The sequence below is a fragment of the Klebsiella sp. JN_Kp127 genome (assembly GCF_040062505.1).
Taxonomy (GTDB): Bacteria; Pseudomonadota; Gammaproteobacteria; order Enterobacterales; family Enterobacteriaceae; genus Klebsiella; species Klebsiella quasipneumoniae.
On the sequence record NZ_JBEAHS010000052.1, the window covers coordinates 241,134 to 257,628 of the forward strand.

14 protein-coding genes are annotated in these 16,495 nt (G+C 54.7%); 5 read left to right on the forward strand and 9 right to left on the reverse strand.

All coding sequences use genetic code 11. From position 1 onward, the window contains the following. Window positions 1–7: 7 nt before the first annotated feature. The 5 genes from ABLV04_RS21845 to dnaK all read right to left on the reverse strand — a co-directional run bounded on the left by ABLV04_RS21845 (window position 8) and on the right by dnaK (window position 7,328). A complete protein-coding gene (locus ABLV04_RS21845; RefSeq protein ID WP_087827581.1) occupies window positions 8–1,207 on the reverse strand; it encodes an anaerobic sulfatase maturase in 1,200 nt (399 codons plus the stop codon). Window positions 1,208–1,306: 99 nt separating this feature from the next. Further along, window positions 1,307–2,800: a sulfatase-like hydrolase/transferase gene (locus ABLV04_RS21850; protein WP_049014573.1), complete on the reverse strand. Its 1,494-nt coding sequence runs from the start codon at window positions 2,798–2,800 to the stop codon at window positions 1,307–1,309. A gap of 20 nt (window positions 2,801–2,820) precedes the next feature. Then, window positions 2,821–3,588 (reverse strand): outer membrane protein OmpK, encoded by a 768-nt coding sequence (locus ABLV04_RS21855; protein ID WP_023291918.1) that lies wholly within the window; start codon window positions 3,586–3,588, stop codon window positions 2,821–2,823. 602 nt (window positions 3,589–4,190) lie between these two features. Next, window positions 4,191–5,324 (reverse strand): molecular chaperone DnaJ, encoded by a 1,134-nt coding sequence (dnaJ, locus tag ABLV04_RS21860; protein WP_002887955.1) that lies wholly within the window; start codon window positions 5,322–5,324, stop codon window positions 4,191–4,193. An 87-nt stretch (window positions 5,325–5,411) separates the two neighbouring features. Next, window positions 5,412–7,328 carry a molecular chaperone DnaK gene (gene dnaK, locus ABLV04_RS21865; RefSeq protein ID WP_023291917.1) on the reverse strand — a complete coding sequence of 639 codons (1,917 nt, stop codon included), beginning with the start codon at window positions 7,326–7,328 and terminating at the stop codon, window positions 5,412–5,414. A gap of 396 nt (window positions 7,329–7,724) precedes the next feature. Between dnaK and ABLV04_RS21870 the strand changes: the two genes are divergently transcribed. The 3 genes from ABLV04_RS21870 to satP all read left to right on the forward strand — a co-directional run bounded on the left by ABLV04_RS21870 (window position 7,725) and on the right by satP (window position 9,562). Then, window positions 7,725–8,129: a DUF2541 family protein gene (locus ABLV04_RS21870; protein WP_023291916.1), complete on the forward strand. Its 405-nt coding sequence runs from the start codon at window positions 7,725–7,727 to the stop codon at window positions 8,127–8,129. A gap of 28 nt (window positions 8,130–8,157) precedes the next feature. After that, window positions 8,158–8,907: an acidic protein MsyB gene (gene msyB, locus ABLV04_RS21875; RefSeq protein ID WP_050534023.1), complete on the forward strand. Its 750-nt coding sequence runs from the start codon at window positions 8,158–8,160 to the stop codon at window positions 8,905–8,907. Between the two features lie 88 nt (window positions 8,908–8,995). After that, window positions 8,996–9,562: an acetate uptake transporter gene (satP, locus tag ABLV04_RS21880; RefSeq protein ID WP_064155488.1), complete on the forward strand. Its 567-nt coding sequence runs from the start codon at window positions 8,996–8,998 to the stop codon at window positions 9,560–9,562. A gap of 55 nt (window positions 9,563–9,617) precedes the next feature. On the opposite strand, the gene ABLV04_RS21885 is transcribed toward satP, so the two are convergent. The 3 genes from ABLV04_RS21885 to tal form a co-directional block, all read right to left on the reverse strand. Continuing rightward, on the reverse strand, window positions 9,618–10,919 hold the full coding sequence (locus ABLV04_RS21885) for an MFS transporter (RefSeq protein ID WP_180266023.1): 1,302 nt from the start codon (window positions 10,917–10,919) through the stop codon (window positions 9,618–9,620). A gap of 119 nt (window positions 10,920–11,038) precedes the next feature. Further along, window positions 11,039–11,626: a molybdopterin adenylyltransferase gene (mog, locus tag ABLV04_RS21890; protein ID WP_049014566.1), complete on the reverse strand. Its 588-nt coding sequence runs from the start codon at window positions 11,624–11,626 to the stop codon at window positions 11,039–11,041. A gap of 99 nt (window positions 11,627–11,725) precedes the next feature. Beyond that, window positions 11,726–12,679: a transaldolase gene (gene tal / locus ABLV04_RS21895; RefSeq protein WP_004204228.1), complete on the reverse strand. Its 954-nt coding sequence runs from the start codon at window positions 12,677–12,679 to the stop codon at window positions 11,726–11,728. 202 nt (window positions 12,680–12,881) lie between these two features. Between tal and ABLV04_RS21900 the strand changes: the two genes are divergently transcribed. Together ABLV04_RS21900 and yaaA are read left to right on the forward strand one after the other, a co-directional pair. Further along, on the forward strand, window positions 12,882–14,312 hold the full coding sequence (locus ABLV04_RS21900; protein ID WP_180266024.1) for a sodium:alanine symporter family protein: 1,431 nt from the start codon (window positions 12,882–12,884) through the stop codon (window positions 14,310–14,312). A gap of 77 nt (window positions 14,313–14,389) precedes the next feature. Continuing rightward, window positions 14,390–15,163, forward strand: coding sequence for a peroxide stress protein YaaA (gene yaaA / locus ABLV04_RS21905; protein WP_032452393.1), 774 nt, complete (start codon window positions 14,390–14,392; stop codon window positions 15,161–15,163). A gap of 49 nt (window positions 15,164–15,212) precedes the next feature. On the opposite strand, the gene thrC is transcribed toward yaaA, so the two are convergent. Further along, window positions 15,213–16,493 carry a threonine synthase gene (gene thrC, locus ABLV04_RS21910; protein ID WP_002887863.1) on the reverse strand — a complete coding sequence of 427 codons (1,281 nt, stop codon included), beginning with the start codon at window positions 16,491–16,493 and terminating at the stop codon, window positions 15,213–15,215. Between the last annotated feature and the right edge of the window lie 2 nt (window positions 16,494–16,495).

Here is a 16,495-nt window from a genome sequence, read left to right on the forward strand (position 1 = left end):
ATGATTTTCAAACAAATATTGATTTTATCTCTGCCGGTGAAAAACCATTCTGATGGAGTGTTTTCATCGCGCTCATAGTCACCGCGCTATGAGAGAAAAACGCTTTATAGCCTGCGCACAAATAGTTGTGGTTTCTCTCGCCCGTCGCGGATTGCAAGAAGCGGTGCTTGGGGCAGCCGCCGTAGCAGGCAAATTGCCACTGACAAGAGCGACACTCCTGCGCCATTGAGTGGCTTTTATCATCACCAAACTGCTGGTTTTGCGCGCTATTATTCATCGCATGTAGCGTTGTATCCTGAATATTTCCCAGCCTGTACTGCGGATAAACAAAATGATCGCAGTTATAAACGTCGCCGTTCATCTCCATCGCAAACGCGCTGCCGCAGGTTGGCGCGAATACGCATACCTGGGGAGGCAACCCACACCAGGCGGCAAGCGTCTGTTCAAACATCTGTATGCCTATGTCGCCAATGTCTTCGCGGACCCATACATCAAAAATAGCGTTAAGAAAATGGCCAAACTGTAGCGGATCAACCGACCACGGCATCATTTTTGTTTGCCTGTCCTCAGGGTGCGCCAGCCCAAGGCCGCTCTTTTCGCTGCTTCTTTCCACCAAAGGGATAAATTGCATATAACGGCTGCCGATGCTCTTCAGATAGCGATATACCTGAAGCGGATGGCGCATATTGCTCTGATTAACAACCGTCAGCGTATTAAATTCAACGCCGTGGCGGTGCAGACATTGTATGGCCTGTTCAACTTTCGCATGCGTCGCTTTTCCCGAGCGCGTAACGCGCCATTCGTCATGCAAGGCTGCATCGCCGTCAATGGAAATACCGACCAGGAATTGATTGGCCCGAAAAAACTCAGCCCATTGGTCGTCGATCAAAATGCCGTTCGTCTGGAAGGTATTCACAATCGTTTTTCCCGCAGCATAACGCTGCTGGAGTTCGATCGCCCGGCGATAAAAAGGCAGCCCCATCAACGTCGGTTCTCCGCCCTGCCAGGCAAAAATCACCTCATCAATCTCTTGTGCGGCAATATGTTGTTTAATGAAGCGTTCCAGCATCTCGTCTGACATTCTGTAGTTGCGCTTTCGCTCCGGGTAGAGCTTTTCCTTTTCCAGATAGAAGCAGTACTTACAATCAAGATTGCATACTGAACCTGTCGGTTTAATCATGACCTGACAGCTCTTTCTTCGCATGATCGCTATATCCATCCCAATAAAAAGAACCTGATTCAGTTTAAACACCGAATCAGGCGGGCATCGCCCTAAGTGGCATACTACGGTTTTATGGTTATTCGGTTAGCCCCAGGTGACCGGCGTCGGCTTATCGCCACGGGCTTTCATTAACGAATCGTTATCGATGTCTGCTTTATACTTCAGGAACTTATCGTACAGTTGTTTCTCAATATCCGGCCGTTTGCCAATCTGATTGAGCGTTTCGTAACGGTCGGTCTTCAGGTTGTAGAGATATTTCGGTTTATTTTCACGATCGATGATCATCTTCCAGTCGCCATCCCTGATCGCCCACTCATCGGTTGGATCGTCCTGGAATGGCATATCAACGCCGAAGATCAACGGCTTATTACGCTCCAGCGGCTTCTGTTCCAGCAGCGGAACCAAAGACTGGCCATCGTACGTGCGATCGTTCGGGAGTGTAAAATCCATCATCTTCGCCAGCGTCGGCATCCAGTCAAGACCGGAAACCGGCGTATCCGTCACCATCCCCTGCGGCAGATGTTTGCCATATTTAATAATCGCCGGAACGCGGATGCCGCCTTCCCACAGATTATCTTTACGGCCACGCAAACCATCGGTCTCACCCGCCAGGTTCAGCTCATACACCTTACGCGCCTCACGCGTTACCGGGCCATTGTCACTGGTGAAAATCACGATGGTGTTGTCTTCTTCGCCCATTGCCTTAATTTTATCCAGCACTTTACCGACCTGAGCATCCATGTAACTGATGTTCGCGTAGTACTCCCCCGTGCCACGCCACGGTTTATCAGCCCAGTCGCCATAAAACAGATCCGGGTGCTGTTTTTGGTACGCGCTCATATATTGCGAGTACATATCGAGATACTTCTTCGGCGAAGCCAGCGGGCTGTGCACCTCAGTAAACGCGACATATAAGAAGAACGGCTTATCATCTTTCTTATTATCCAGCCAGTTCACCACTTCAGAGCTGACAAATTCACCGCTCATTTTATCTGCGCGACCAATTCGTTGCCCATTGCGTAGCCATCCTGTCGGATGCACCACCCCGTAGCGAGGACGCTCTTTGGCATTATCCAGCGTGGAATCCGTGACAAATCCCGCCGGATTCACCAGACTGTAATCAAATCCCATATCTTTTGCCTGGGGCTGATCGGTACGATCTCCACCTGCATTCAGGTGCAGTTTGCCCATCATCGCCGTGTCATAGCCCTGCTGTTTCAACAGATTGGCGATGGTCAGTTCATTACGCCCTAATGCAACATCTTTGCCTTCCGGGATCCATGAGCGAATACCGGTACGAAATGGCATACGACCGGTTAACAGACCCGCACGGGAGGGGGAGCACAGCGGCGCAGGCGCATAATAATCGGTGAATTTCACCCCTTCCTGCGCCAGTTTGTCGATATTCGGGGTTTTGACAATGGGATGTCCATAAGTTGCAAGATCGCCATACCCTAAATCATCAGCCAGAATAATAACCAAATTAGGACGCTTTTCTGTTGCGGCATGTGCTGTTGACAGCGCGCTCCCGGCACATAGCGCCAGCCCAATCATACTGGCAACAACTGTTCTTTTCATTTTAACTCCTTTGACATTTTTTAAAATTCATACCCAACCATATAAATCATTTGATCGCCAAAGCCGTCATAACCTAATTTGTTTTTAAAATAACGCCAGGTTACCGTTGCCTTCCAGCGAGGATAAAATTTCCAGGCCAGCGTTAAACCGCCATTAATGCCATAATCACCGTGTTGCTGTTCCGCGTAGGCGTCATTTCGCTCAAATTCAATTTCATTCCAGTCTGACAGAACAAATTTCTCGTCAAATAGCGTGAAGTTATAAGCTGCCGTCCAGCCCAGCACATACCCGTTCCAGCCGCTTGTTTGCCCATATTTTGGTGAAACATAATCACCCGACTCATTGTGGAGTCCGAGGTAAGGTTTAAAGAATCCCCATTTCCCGGACCATCCCAGATAACCAAGACCATAAAACATGTCCAGATCATCCCCCCACGTATTTTCCCACTGGCCATAAATCTTGCCAAAGAGCGTATAATCAGAGCCAAAAAGGCGAACATGCGTCATCGCTGAAACCGTATGGTTACGCCCCGCGACAGAATGGTTGAGTACATTACTTTCAAAAAAAGAATAGAATTCAGCTTCTTTAAAATTGACGCCAAAATCAGCTGTGGCTTTCCAGACCTCACCACGACCTACATCGACAAAGCCGCTGTTCCAGTCAGCATAACCTGCATTAATCGATCCAAAAGAATATTGGTAGTCCAAAGATGCTTGTACGGAGTGACTAAAGCCCAAGGATGCTGCAAGTATCGTACAAGCCAATAGCGTATTTTTTATCCGAGGCATTGAAAGTATTTCCCAAAGTTATAATTCGTCCATAGCCATACACTACTTTTCTGCGGCGCTTATTGTTAGCGAAACACACCGTCAAAATAGTGATGAAAATCTCATATCAAAAGGGACGATGGGTATTATCAGGCATGTGTCAAAATATGTTGTTTTAGTGAGGGTAAGTTATTATTTATAAATATCCGGCACGATCATAACGCACTTGTCTGTTACCTATTTTTGTCATAACTGGCGCGTAAGGACGTTATTGATATGAGCGACGTCCGACAATACCCATTTGGGCAACCACAGATGAAACGTTCGGGCTTTATCCTGGATGATTAAGACATAATGCCCCAGCAACATCGAAATGACCAGACCATCAATTATTCATGTTATAAATAATAAAGCCCTATTGAGATTAACTGCACATATATTAAATGCATGTAGGTTATGCCATGAGGGAAAAATAAATCAATGGGAAGAACGCTGTTAATACTCCTGATTCAATAAAATAAAGATTCTGAATCAAAGAGTTAAATTAATGGATGCATCAAGAAGAAATAAAAAAGCCTGGGATTTCTCAATCTCAGGCTTTTTATCAGCAATGACGGAAATGATTAACGAGTCAAATCATCAAAAAACTTCTTCACACCGTCAAAGAAGCTTTTCGAACGCGGGCTGTTGTTTTCCCCGGTCGGGCCGCCGAAGCTTTCCTGCAGCTCTTTCAGCAGCTGCTTCTGCTTCTCGTTCAGCCCCACCGGCGTCTCCACCACCACCCGGCACAGCAGATCGCCCTGCGCGCCGCCGCGAACGGATTTCACGCCTTTCCCACGCATGCGGAACAGCTTGCCGGTCTGGGTTTCACCCGGAATTTTCAGGTTGACGCGACCATCGAGCGTCGGGACCTCAATCTCACCGCCCAGCGCAGCCATGGTGAAGTTGATCGGCACTTCGCAGTAAAGGTTATTACCTTCACGCTCAAAGATAGCGTGCTGCTTCACCTGAACCTGAACGTACAGATCCCCTGCCGGTGCGCCATGCTCGCCGGCTTCGCCTTCGCCCGCCAGACGGATCCGGTCGCCGGTATCCACGCCCGCCGGGATTTTAACCGACAGGGTTTTGGTCTTCTCAACGCGGCCGTGACCATGACATTTATTGCAGGGATCTTTAATCAGCGTACCGCGTCCCTGACAGTGCGGACAGGTCTGCTGTACTGCAAAGAAGCCCTGACGCATCTGTACCTGGCCCGCGCCATGACAGGTCGGACAGGTCTGCGGTTTGCTGCCTGCTTTGGCGCCGCTGCCGTGGCAGACGTCGCACTCTTCCAGCGTCGGAATACGGATCTCTTTGGTGACGCCACGAACCGCTTCTTCCAGCGTCAGCTCCATGTTGTAACGGAGATCGGCGCCGCGCGCCGCGCGCTGCCGGCCACGTCCGCCGCCAAAGATATCGCCGAAAACATCGCCAAAGATATCGCTGAAGTCCGCACCGCCGCCAAAACCGCCGCCGCCGCCCATGCCGCCCTGCTCAAAGGCCGCATGGCCGTACTGATCGTAGGCCGCACGCTTCTGGGCATCAGTCAGGATTTCATACGCTTCTTTGATTTCTTTAAATTTGGCTTCGGCCTCTTTATCACCCTGGTTGCGGTCCGGGTGATACTTCATGGCCAGGCGCTTATAAGCCTTTTTGATTTCACGCTCTTCCGCTGTTTTGGAGACGCCTAAAATCTCGTAGTAATCTTGCTTTGCCATCGGTGTTTTTCAGCCCCTTAACATGCGTGCACGGGCGGAGAGGAAACCTCTTCGCCCGTGCCAGTGTTTTACCCGTTCAAAGGGCGATTATTTTTTATCTTTCACTTCTTCGAACTCAGCGTCGACAACATCGTCGTCTTTCGCGTTGCTCGCCTGAGCGTCAGCGGAACCCGCCTGCTGCTGCGCATGCTGCTGCTGGGCGATTTCCATCAGCTTCTGGGAAACCTGCGCCAGCGCCTGCATTTTCGCTTCGATGTCCGCTTTGTCTTCACCTTTCAGCGAAGTTTCCAGCGCGGTCAGCGCAGACTCGATGGCAGTTTTGTCGTCAGCCGGCAGTTTATCGCCTGCTTCTTCAACCTGCTTGCGAGTGCTGTGCAGCAGATGGTCGCCCTGGTTACGGGTCTGTACCAGCTCTTCGAACTTACGGTCAGATTCGGCGTTAGCTTCCGCTTCGCGAACCATTTTCTGAATTTCTTCTTCATTCAGACCGGAAGACGCTTTGATGGTGATCTTCTGCTCTTTACCACTGTTTTTGTCTTTCGCGGAGACGTGCAGGATACCGTCAGCATCGATGTCAAAGGTCACTTCGATCTGCGGCATGCCACGCGGCGCCGGGTTAATGCCATCCAGGTTGAACTGACCCAGAGATTTGTTATCAGACGCGCGTTTACGCTCACCCTGCAGCACATGGATGGTAACCGCGGACTGGTTGTCTTCAGCGGTAGAGAACACCTGGCTGTGCTTGGTCGGGATAGTGGTGTTTTTGCTGATCAGCGCAGTCATCACGCCGCCCATGGTTTCGATACCCAGCGACAGCGGGGTCACGTCGAGCAGCAGAACGTCTTTCACATCACCGGTCAGTACACCGCCCTGAACAGCAGCGCCGATCGCCACGGCTTCGTCCGGGTTAACGTCTTTACGCGGTTCTTTACCAAAGAACTCGGCCACTTTCTTCTGCACCATCGGCATACGAGTCTGACCACCAACGAGGATGACGTCGTTGATATCGGAAACGGACAGACCGGCATCCTGCAGGGCCACTTTCAGCGGCTCGATGGAACGGTTAACCAGGTCTTCTACCAGGCTTTCCAGTTTCGCACGCGTCACTTTGATGTTCATGTGTTTCGGACCGGTCGCGTCTGCAGTGATGTACGGCAGGTTAACGTCGGTCTGCTGAGCAGAAGAGAGTTCAATCTTCGCTTTCTCAGCGGCTTCTTTCAGGCGCTGCATCGCCAGCGGGTCGTTGCGCAGGTCAATGCCCTGATCTTTCTTAAATTCATCAACGAGGTAGTTGATCAGACGGGTATCGAAGTCTTCGCCGCCCAGGTGAGTATCACCGTTGGTCGCCAGTACTTCGAAGGTTTTTTCGCCATCAACTTCGTCGATTTCGATAATAGAGATATCGAAAGTACCACCACCGAGGTCGTAAACCGCGATCGTGCGGTTGCCCACTTCTTTATCCAGACCGTACGCCAGCGCGGCCGCGGTCGGTTCGTTGATGATACGTTTGACTTCCAGACCGGCGATACGGCCAGCATCTTTGGTTGCCTGACGCTGCGCATCGTTGAAGTAAGCCGGTACGGTGATAACCGCTTCAGTTACCGGTTCACCCAGGTAATCTTCAGCCGTTTTCTTCATTTTTTTCAGCACTTCAGCAGAGATCTGCGGCGGTGCAGTTTTGGTGCCCTTCACATCCAGCCATGCGTCGCCATTGTCTGCGGCAACAATTTTGTATGGCATGATAGAAACGTCACGCTGAACTTCTTCGTCCTGGAAGCGGCGGCCAATCAGGCGTTTAATCGCAAACAGGGTGTTTTGCGGGTTTGTCACTGCCTGACGTTTAGCCGGCTGACCAACCAGAGTTTCACCATCCTGGGTATAGGCAATGATAGAAGGCGTGGTGCGATCGCCTTCGGCGTTCTCCAGCACGCGTGCAGTAGTGCCATCCATAATCGCTACACAAGAGTTGGTAGTACCCAGGTCGATACCAATAATTTTACCCATCTAAACGTCTCCACTAAAAATTCGATCAACATGTGGTTGTGAACCTGTAATAAGGGCGAAACGTGCGGTTTCAACTGCCCAGACATCATTTTTTTTCAGGTTCTTCACTGCGGTTGACTACAAGATGGGGTCGCCCACCCCGGCATCAAGGGGCAAGCAGAAAAATTTTTTGTCGGAGGCCAGCCGACGCCCTCGCCCGCTGCCGTCGATGGCTTAGCAAACGATGTTGTCGGGCGGGAAAAAAGATGGCGAAACACCCATACAAGTAACGAATAAAAAAACCGAATATATTCATAATATCATTGACATAAAACGCAATGCTTGTGCGCTAAAAGCCCCGTTTTCGCAGTGATAAGATCCCCGCCCTCGCACTTTACTTATTCAGGGGACAGATTAATGAAATCACTATTCCGGCTTTCAGCGGGGCTTATCCTTAGCGTGTCAGTTATCACCTCGGCGGCCGCCAACGACCATAAGATCCTCGGCGTGATAGCCATGCCGCGCAATGAGACCAACGATCTGACGCTGAAGCTTCCCGTCTGCCGGGTGGTCAAACGTATTCAGCTCAGCGCCGAACGCGGCGATATTCAGCTCTCCGGAGCAACGGTCTACTTTAAGGCCAGCCACGGCGCCAGCCACACCCTGAACGTGCCCGCCGGGATCAAAGAGGGCCACACCACCGGCTGGATCTCCCTCAACAGCGATAACGACAACAAGCGCTGTGTGAAAAAAATCGCCTTCTCCGGCCACACGGTCAACTCCTCAGATATGGCCTCACTGAAAATTATCGGCGACGACTAACGTCGTCCCCTGCCCGAGAGAAAACGTTATGCATATTAACTATCTGGATGATGACGATCTCGCCTTTCTGCCTGAGTGCAGCGAGGCGCATCTGGAAGCGTTTACCCGTATTCTGACCCACGGGGAAAATGGCAAACCCCGTCTCTCCAGTACGCTGCTGCGCAACGAGACCTTTCTGTCTATGGAGGGCCACCCGGAGCGCTATCGCCGCAACTGGCAGTTGATCGCCGGCGAGCTACAGCATTTCGGCGGCGACAGCATCGCCAATACGCTGCGCCGCCATGGCAAATTTTATCGAGCCATCCTGCTGGATGTGTGTAAAAGGCTAAAGGCGAAGGTCGATAAACAGATGACGACGCCGCAGATCGAGCAACAGTTGTTGACGCATTTTCTGCAGCACAGCTGGAATAAGCTGGATGAGGAACAAAAAACGCAGTTTCTCGCCGCGGTGGAGTGCCGGAGTCATGAGCTGGAAAGCCTGCTGCCCCATCTGTTGAGGCGCCGCAAGCTGAGTGAAGGCGTTGCCCTGCTACTGGATGAGCGGTTAACCGCCATCCTGCGCACGCACGCCGCCGTGAGCGTCATCGGCCATGGCCTGGTACGCGGCGCCGGGCTGGGGGGGCCGCTTGGCGCCGCGCTGAACAGCGTGAAAGCGGTAAGCGGCAGCGCTTATCGGGTCACCATCCCCGCGGTTCTGCATATTGCCTGTTTACGACAAATGCTCCACTCGTCGTCGGGCACAACTGAAATTGGTGAAAAATACCCCGCCAGATCATAGACAGCCTTTCCGCGCCTCATTATTATGCCGCGCCCCGCCGCCAAGTCGCGGGGTAATGCTTCCCTTTTAATGATAATTTTGAGGAATTATGGGCAACACTAAGTTGGCTAATCCGGCACCGCTGGGCCTTATGGGCTTCGGCATGACCACTATTCTGCTTAACCTGGCGAATAGCGGCCTGTTCGCATTCGATGTAGCTATCCTGGCGATGGGCATTTTTTACGGCGGCATTGCGCAAATTTTTGCCGGCCTGCTGGAATACAAAAAAGGCAACACCTTTGGCTTGACCGCTTTTACCTCCTACGGCAGCTTCTGGCTGACGCTGGTTGCTATTCTCCTGATGCCGAAAATGGGCCTGGCTGATGCGCCGAACGCGCACTTCCTCGGCATGTATCTCGGCCTGTGGGGTATTTTTACGTTGTTCATGTTCTTCGGTACGCTGAAAGCCGCACGCATGCTGCAGTTCGTGTTCCTGAGCCTGACGGTGCTGTTTGCGCTGCTGGCGATTGGTCATCTGCTGGATAACGAAGGCATCGTGAAAGTTGCTGGCTGGATCGGCCTGGTTTGCGGCGCCAGCGCCATTTACCTGGCGATGGGCGAAGTGCTGAACGAGCAGTTCGGCCGCACCGTGCTGCCGATCGGCGAACCGCGTTAATCTTCCGCCGCCGCCCTGTGACAGGGCGGCGGCTGGTCATCATCGGCAAACCTGCCTAGCGCTGCAGCTCCCCTTCCGGCAACCTCGCCGCCGTCAGCCCCTGACGCAGCCAGATACCTAATCCCAGCCCCATCAGAGACAAGGCCAGCACATACCAGGCCGGGGCCATCGGCGACACCCCCATCAGCATCGTGACGGCAATTGGCGTCAGGCCGCCAAAAATCGCGTACGACAGATTGTAGGAAAAGGAGATGCCGGTGAAGCGCACTTCCGCCGGGAAGGCCCGCACCATAACATAAGGCACCGCCCCCACCACGCCCACACAGAGTCCCACCGTGCCGTAGAGCAGAAACAGCCGCTGCGGGCTGGCGCCAGACAGGTGGTAAAACGCCCAGCTGGCAACCGCCAGCAGCAGGCTGCCGACGATAAAGGTGCGGCTGGCGCCGAAGCGGTCCGCCGCCAGCCCGGCGAGCAGACAGCCGATGCACAACATAAGCGTGGCAATGCTGTTGGCCTGCAGGGTTATCGCCGGGGCGAAGCCATAGTGTTTCTGCAGCCAGACCGGCGACATCAGGATCACCACCACCACGCCTGCCGACAGCAGCCAGGTCAGCAGCATAGAGACCGCCACCGCCTTCTGGTGCTTGAGGACGACCGCTTTTACCGGCAGCTCCTGCGCCAGCGCTTTGCGCTGCTGCATCTCAAGAAAAATCGGCGTCTCCTGCAGCCAGCGGCGCAGATACATCGCCACCAGACCAAATACGCCTCCCAGCAGGAAGGGGATCCGCCAGCCGCCGTCGTGGATCCCCTGCGGCGTCAGGCTGGTGTTGATAAGCGTCGCTACCACCGATCCCAGCAGGATGCCTACAGTCAGGCCGGCCGTCAGCGTGCCGCAGGCGATACCAATGCGTTTTTCCGGAACATGCTCGGCGACAAACACCCAGGCGCCAGGCACCTCGCCGCCGATCGCCGCCCCCTGCAGAATACGCATCAGCAGCAACAGCAGCGGCGCGACGATGCCCACCGAGCTGTAAGTCGGCAACAGACCAATCGCCAGGGTCGGCAGCGCCATCAGCAGGATACTGAGGGTAAACATTTTCTTGCGGCCAACCAGATCGCCAAAATGGGCCATGATGATCCCCCCCAGCGGACGCGCCAGGTAACCGGCGGCGAAAATGCCAAAGGTCTGTACCTGGCGAAGCCATTCCGGAATATCTGCGGGGAAGAAGAGCTCGCCGACGACGGCGGCGAAGAAAACGAAGATGATAAAGTCATAAAACTCCAGCGCGCCGCCAAGGGCGGCCAGCGTCAGCGTTTTATAATCCTGGCGGTTGAGCGGTCGGTTTGCATATGACATAACGCGATTTCATCCTGAGGCGTGCAGCGTATTTTATAGTGTGTAAAGTAAACAGCACTATATCGTAAATAAAACGGCACACCATCAGCGATGCATGTTATGTCACAAATGCATCAAATTCAGGATAAAGTTTCGCGTCGGGCACTTTTGGGACGAAATGCTTCTACCACACCGCCATCGGTTTCCACATAAGGCCCCTCCAGCAACTGTACACAATAAGGTACACTTGCGAAAATACCGTGCACCAGCACGTTGCCGTCAGCATCTTTCACCCCTTCCAGGGTCTCCTGAATCGCTTTCGGTTGTCCGGGAAGATTGAGGATCAGCGCCTGCTTGCGGATCACCCCGACCTGCCGGGAAAGGATCGCCGTCGGCACAAAGTGTAGGCTAACCTGGCGCATTTGCTCGCCGAAGCCCGGCATCTCGCGATCGGCAATCGCCAGCGTGGCGTCGGGCGTCACATCGCGACGCGCCGGGCCGGTGCCGCCGGTGGTCAGCACCAGATGGCACCCCATCTCGTCAACCAGTTCGCACAGCGTTTGCTCAATAATGACCTGCTCATCCGGGATCAGGCGAGTCTGCAGTTCAAAAGGGGTGGTAAGGGCACGCGCCAGCCACTCTTCCAGTGCCGGGATGCCTTTGTCCTGATAGACGCCGCTGGAGGCGCGATCGGAAATGGAAACTAAGCCGATTCGTAAGGTATTCATGGTTATTCCGTTCAAACTGTGGCGTTAAACGAAATGATACACTGCTGCTGGCGGGACAGACAGTGTAATGTGGCCGACGGGCGTCGGCCACCTGCGGGATTACAGCAGTTCGCCGATCATTTTTTCCAGTTTTTCCTGGTCGATCGCAAACTTACGGATACCTTCCGCCAGTTTGTCTACCGCCATCGGATCCTGGTTATGCTGCCACAGGAACTCAGATTCGGTAATACGCTCCGGACGCGCTTTCACTTCACCGGTATATACCAGTTTACGCTCAACGGCGCCTTCGCTTTCGGACAGCTCTTTCAGCAGTGCCGGGGCGATGGTCAGGCGGTCACAGCCAGCCAGTTCCAGAATTTCGCCAACGTTACGGAAGCTGGCGCCCATCACCACGGTTTCATAACCGTGCTGCTTGTAGTACTCGTAGATTTCGCTGACGGAAACCACGCCCGGATCTTCTGCCGGCGCGTACTCTTTCTTATCGGTGTTGGCTTTGTACCAGTCGAGGATACGGCCAACGAACGGCGAAATCAGGAAGACGCCCGCTTCGGCGCAAGCGCGAGCCTGAGCGAAGGAGAACAGCAGCGTCAGGTTGCAGTTGATGCCCTCTTTTTCCAGCTGTTCAGCGGCGCGAATGCCCTGCCAGGTGGAAGCCAGCTTGATCAGAATACGATCGTTGCTGATGCCCGCGTCGTTATACAGCTTGATGATGCGCTTGGCTTTAGCGATAGACGCTTCGGTGTCGTAGGAAAGACGCGCATCCACTTCGGTGGAGATACGGCCCGGGATCAGTTTCAGGATTTCGAGACCGATGTTCACCGCCAGCTTGTCGGAAGCATCGAGGATCTGCTGCGCGCGATCGCTGCTCTGGCTACGAGCCCAGGCCACAGCGTCGTCAATCAGCTTACGGTACTCAGGGATCTGAGCCGCGCCGAGGATCAGGGAAGGGTTGGTGGTGGCATCCTGAGGCTGATACAGCTTCATTGCCGCAATATCTCCGGTGTCAGCGACGACAGTGGTGTACTGACGCAGAGAAGTTAATTTATCCGTCATGATATATTTCTCTTAAACAGCAGTTAAGGGGATGTAACCGGTCTGCCCAGATGATAACACGCTGCCGGGTCAGCGCAACCGCCGACGAGAGAAGAGCGCAGAGTGTGATAAACTATGCAGATTAATTTGCTGAAAGCGCAAGGATTGTCACTTAATTGGTAACGCTTACACTGGCGTGCCGGCATGGACAAGAGGATGTTTAATGCCTGATTTTCTCTCATTTATCAATGAAATACTCTGGGGCTCAGTGATGATTTATCTGCTACTGGGCGCCGGTATCTGGTTTAGCTGGCAAACCCGGGGTATTCAGTTCCGTTACGTGCGCAAATTTGGCCGCAGCCTGAAAAAAAGCCTGCACCCGCAGCCGGGCGGTTTAACCTCCTTTCAGGCGCTCTGTACCAGCCTTGCTGCGCGAGTCGGCAGCGGCAATCTTGCCGGCGTCACGCTGGCTATCGCCGCCGGCGGGCCCGGCGCCGTATTCTGGATGTGGGTCTCCGCCCTGCTCGGCATGGCCAGCAGCTTCGCCGAATGTTCCCTTGCCCAGCTGTATAAAGAGCTCGATAGCCGCGGGCAGTTTCGCGGCGGCCCAGCCTGGTATATGGCGCGCGGGCTCGGCATGCGCTGGATGGGCGTTCTGTTTTCGATCCTCCTGCTGCTGGCCTATGGCTTTATCTTCAATACCGTACAGGCCAACTCCGTGGCCCATGCCCTGCGCTATGCGTTCGATCTGCCGGCGGCAGTCAGCGGCGGCGTGCTGGCCGTTGTCGTTCTGCTGGCCATCCGCCGTGGTTTACGCGGCGTGGCGCGCCTGATGCAGTGGATCGTCCCCATCATGGCGCTGCTGTGGATCGCCACCAGCCTGATTATCGGCCTGTGGCATATCACCGCCCTGCCGACGATTTTCGCCACCATCTTTCGCTGCGCCTTCGGCTGGCAGGAAGCCGCCGCCGGCGCGGTGGGCTACACCATCAGCCAGGCGCTGACCAGCGGCTTTCAGCGCGGCATGTTCTCCAATGAAGCAGGAATGGGCTCTTCGCCTAACGCCGCAGCAGCCGCCGCCTCCTGGCCGCCGCACCCGGCGGCGCAGGGTATCGTGCAGATGATTGGCGTGTTTATCGATACCATCGTCATCTGTACCGCCAGCGCGATTATCGTCATGCTGGCGCCTCACCCCGACAATGAGTATACGCTCAACGGCATCCAGGCCCTGCAGCACGCGATGAGCATGCTGGTCGGGGGCTGGGGGGCGGGTTTTATCGCTTTCATCGTGCTGCTGTTCGCCTTTAGCTCTATCGTCGCCAACTACCTGTACGCGGAAAATAATCTGGTCTTTCTGCGTCTGGATAAGCCGCGCTATATCTGGGCGCTGCGGATACTTACCGTCCTGATGGTGCTGCTGGGAACCGTGGTTAGCCTGCCGGTCGTCTGGCAGAGCGCGGATATCATTATGGCGCTGATGGCGATGACCAACCTGACGGCCATCCTGCTGCTCTCCCCGACGGTGCGGATTATCGCCAGTGATTATCTGCGTCAGCGCCAGCTGGGCATTCAGCCTACTTTCGATGCGTCGCGCTATCCTGAGATTCACCAACAGCTGGCCCCGGGCGCGTGGAATGAACTGCCGCGCGAATAGCGCGGCAATCGCAGCTATCGATCCCACCATGCACTTTTTTTGTTAAAATTCGTCGAAATTACCTGCAAGGACTGGATATGCTGATTCTGATTTCACCTGCTAAAACGCTCGATTATCAAAGCCCGCTGGCAACGACTCGCTATACCCAGCCCGAACTCCTCGAGTATTCTCAACAGCTTATCAGCATCGCCCGTCAGCTGACCGCGCCGCAAATCGGCAAGCTGATGAGCATCAGCGACAAGCTGGCGGATCTGAACGCCACCCGTTTCCACGACTGGCACCCTGACTTTACGCCGCAAAATGCCCGCCAGGCGATCCTCGCCTTTAAGGGCGATGTCTACACCGGCCTGCAGGCAGAGACGCTCACCGAGGACGACTTTGACTTCGCCCAGCGACACCTGCGCATGCTCTCCGGCCTGTATGGCGTGCTGCGTCCGCTGGACCTGATGCAGCCCTACCGCCTGGAGATGGGGATCCGTCTGGAAAACCCCCGCGGCAAAGATCTGTACCAGTTCTGGGGCGAGACCATTACCGAGAAGCTGAATCAGGCGCTGCAGGCTCAGGGCGACGATATCGTCATCAACCTGGCTTCCGATGAATATTTTAAATCGGTGAAAACGCAAAAATTGCAGGGCCAGCTGATCAAGCCGGTATTCCTCGATGAGAAGAACGGCAAATTCAAAGTGATCAGCTTCTATGCCAAGAAGGCCCGTGGCCTGATGAGTCGCTACATTATTGAAAACCGCTTAACCCAGCCGGAACAGCTGAAATCCTTTAATAGCGAAGGCTATTTCTTTGATGCGGAGGCGTCGGAGAAAGGCGAACTGGTGTTTAAACGCCACGAGCAGTAAGTAAACGGTCCCCCTACGGCGATCGACGCAACAGGGGGACGGTAAGGATTTAGCCCATCATCAGCTTACGCAGCGCGGCGAAATCCGCCGGCAGGTTGTGAGACAGCAGCGGCAGGTCGGCGCGGTCGGCCAGCTCTTTCGGCAGCGGCAGGGTCTCCTGCAGGATCTCCTCCACGCTCTCTTTGAACTTCGCCGGATGGGCGGTGCCGAGGAACAGACCGTACTCTCCCGGCTGCAGCTGATCGCGCAGCGCGCGCCAGGCAATCGCCGCGTGCGGCTCAGAGATGTAGCCGATGGCCTTCAGCTCGCGCATTGCCGCTTTGGTGGTCTCATCATCGACCGCGGCATAGCCCAGCTCGCTGAGACGCCAGATTTTACGGCGGAACAGCTCTTCGACACGCGGCCAGTTGTTCGGCTGGCTGACGTCCATGGCGTTGGACAGCGTCGCCTGGGTGGCTTTTGGCGCCCACTCGCCGCCCTGCAGATAGCGCGGAACGGTGTCGTTGGCATTGGTGGCAGCGATAAAGCGTTTGATCGGCAGACCCAGCGACTTCGCCAGCAGACCGGCGGTCAGATCGCCGAAGTTGCCGCTCGGCACGGAAATCACCAGCTGATTGCGGGCTTCCTGCGGCAGCTGCGCCGCCGCTTCGAAGTAGTAGCAGATCTGCGCCAGCAGGCGGCTGATGTTAATGGAGTTAGCCGAGTTGAGCCCCAGCGTCGCCTTCAGTTCTTCATCGTCAAACGCCTGCTTCACCAGCGCCTGGCAGGCGTCGAAGTCGCCGTCAATCGCCACGGTTTCAATGTTGCCGCCGAGAGTACAGAACAGCTTCTCCTGCAGCGGGCTGATCTTGCCGCGCGGGTAGAGGATCACTACCTTAACGTTCGGCAGTCCGTAGAAAGCATGCGCCACCGCCGCCCCGGTATCGCCAGAGGTCGCCGTGAGGATGGTGACCGGCTTATCGCCCGCGATGTGGGTCAGCATCTGCGCCATAAAGCGGCCGCCGAAATCCTTGAACGCCAGCGTGGGGCCATGGAACAGCTCCAGACAGCCGACATCCTCCTGAACCTTGCTCACCGGCGCCGGAAACGCAAACGCCGCGCGGACCCGCTGCTGCAGGACATCCTGCGGGATCTCATCGCCGATAAAGGCGGATAAAATTTTGGCGCTGCGGGTGACAAAATCCTGCGCCAGCATGTCGTCGATTTCAGTCAGGCTGAATTCCGGCAGATCGTGCGGAAAGAACAGGCCCTGATGCTTACCAAGTCCCTGGGTAACGGCCTGCGCAAAGCTGACCTGCTCATTGTGATCTTTTAAGTTATACAGTTTCATTG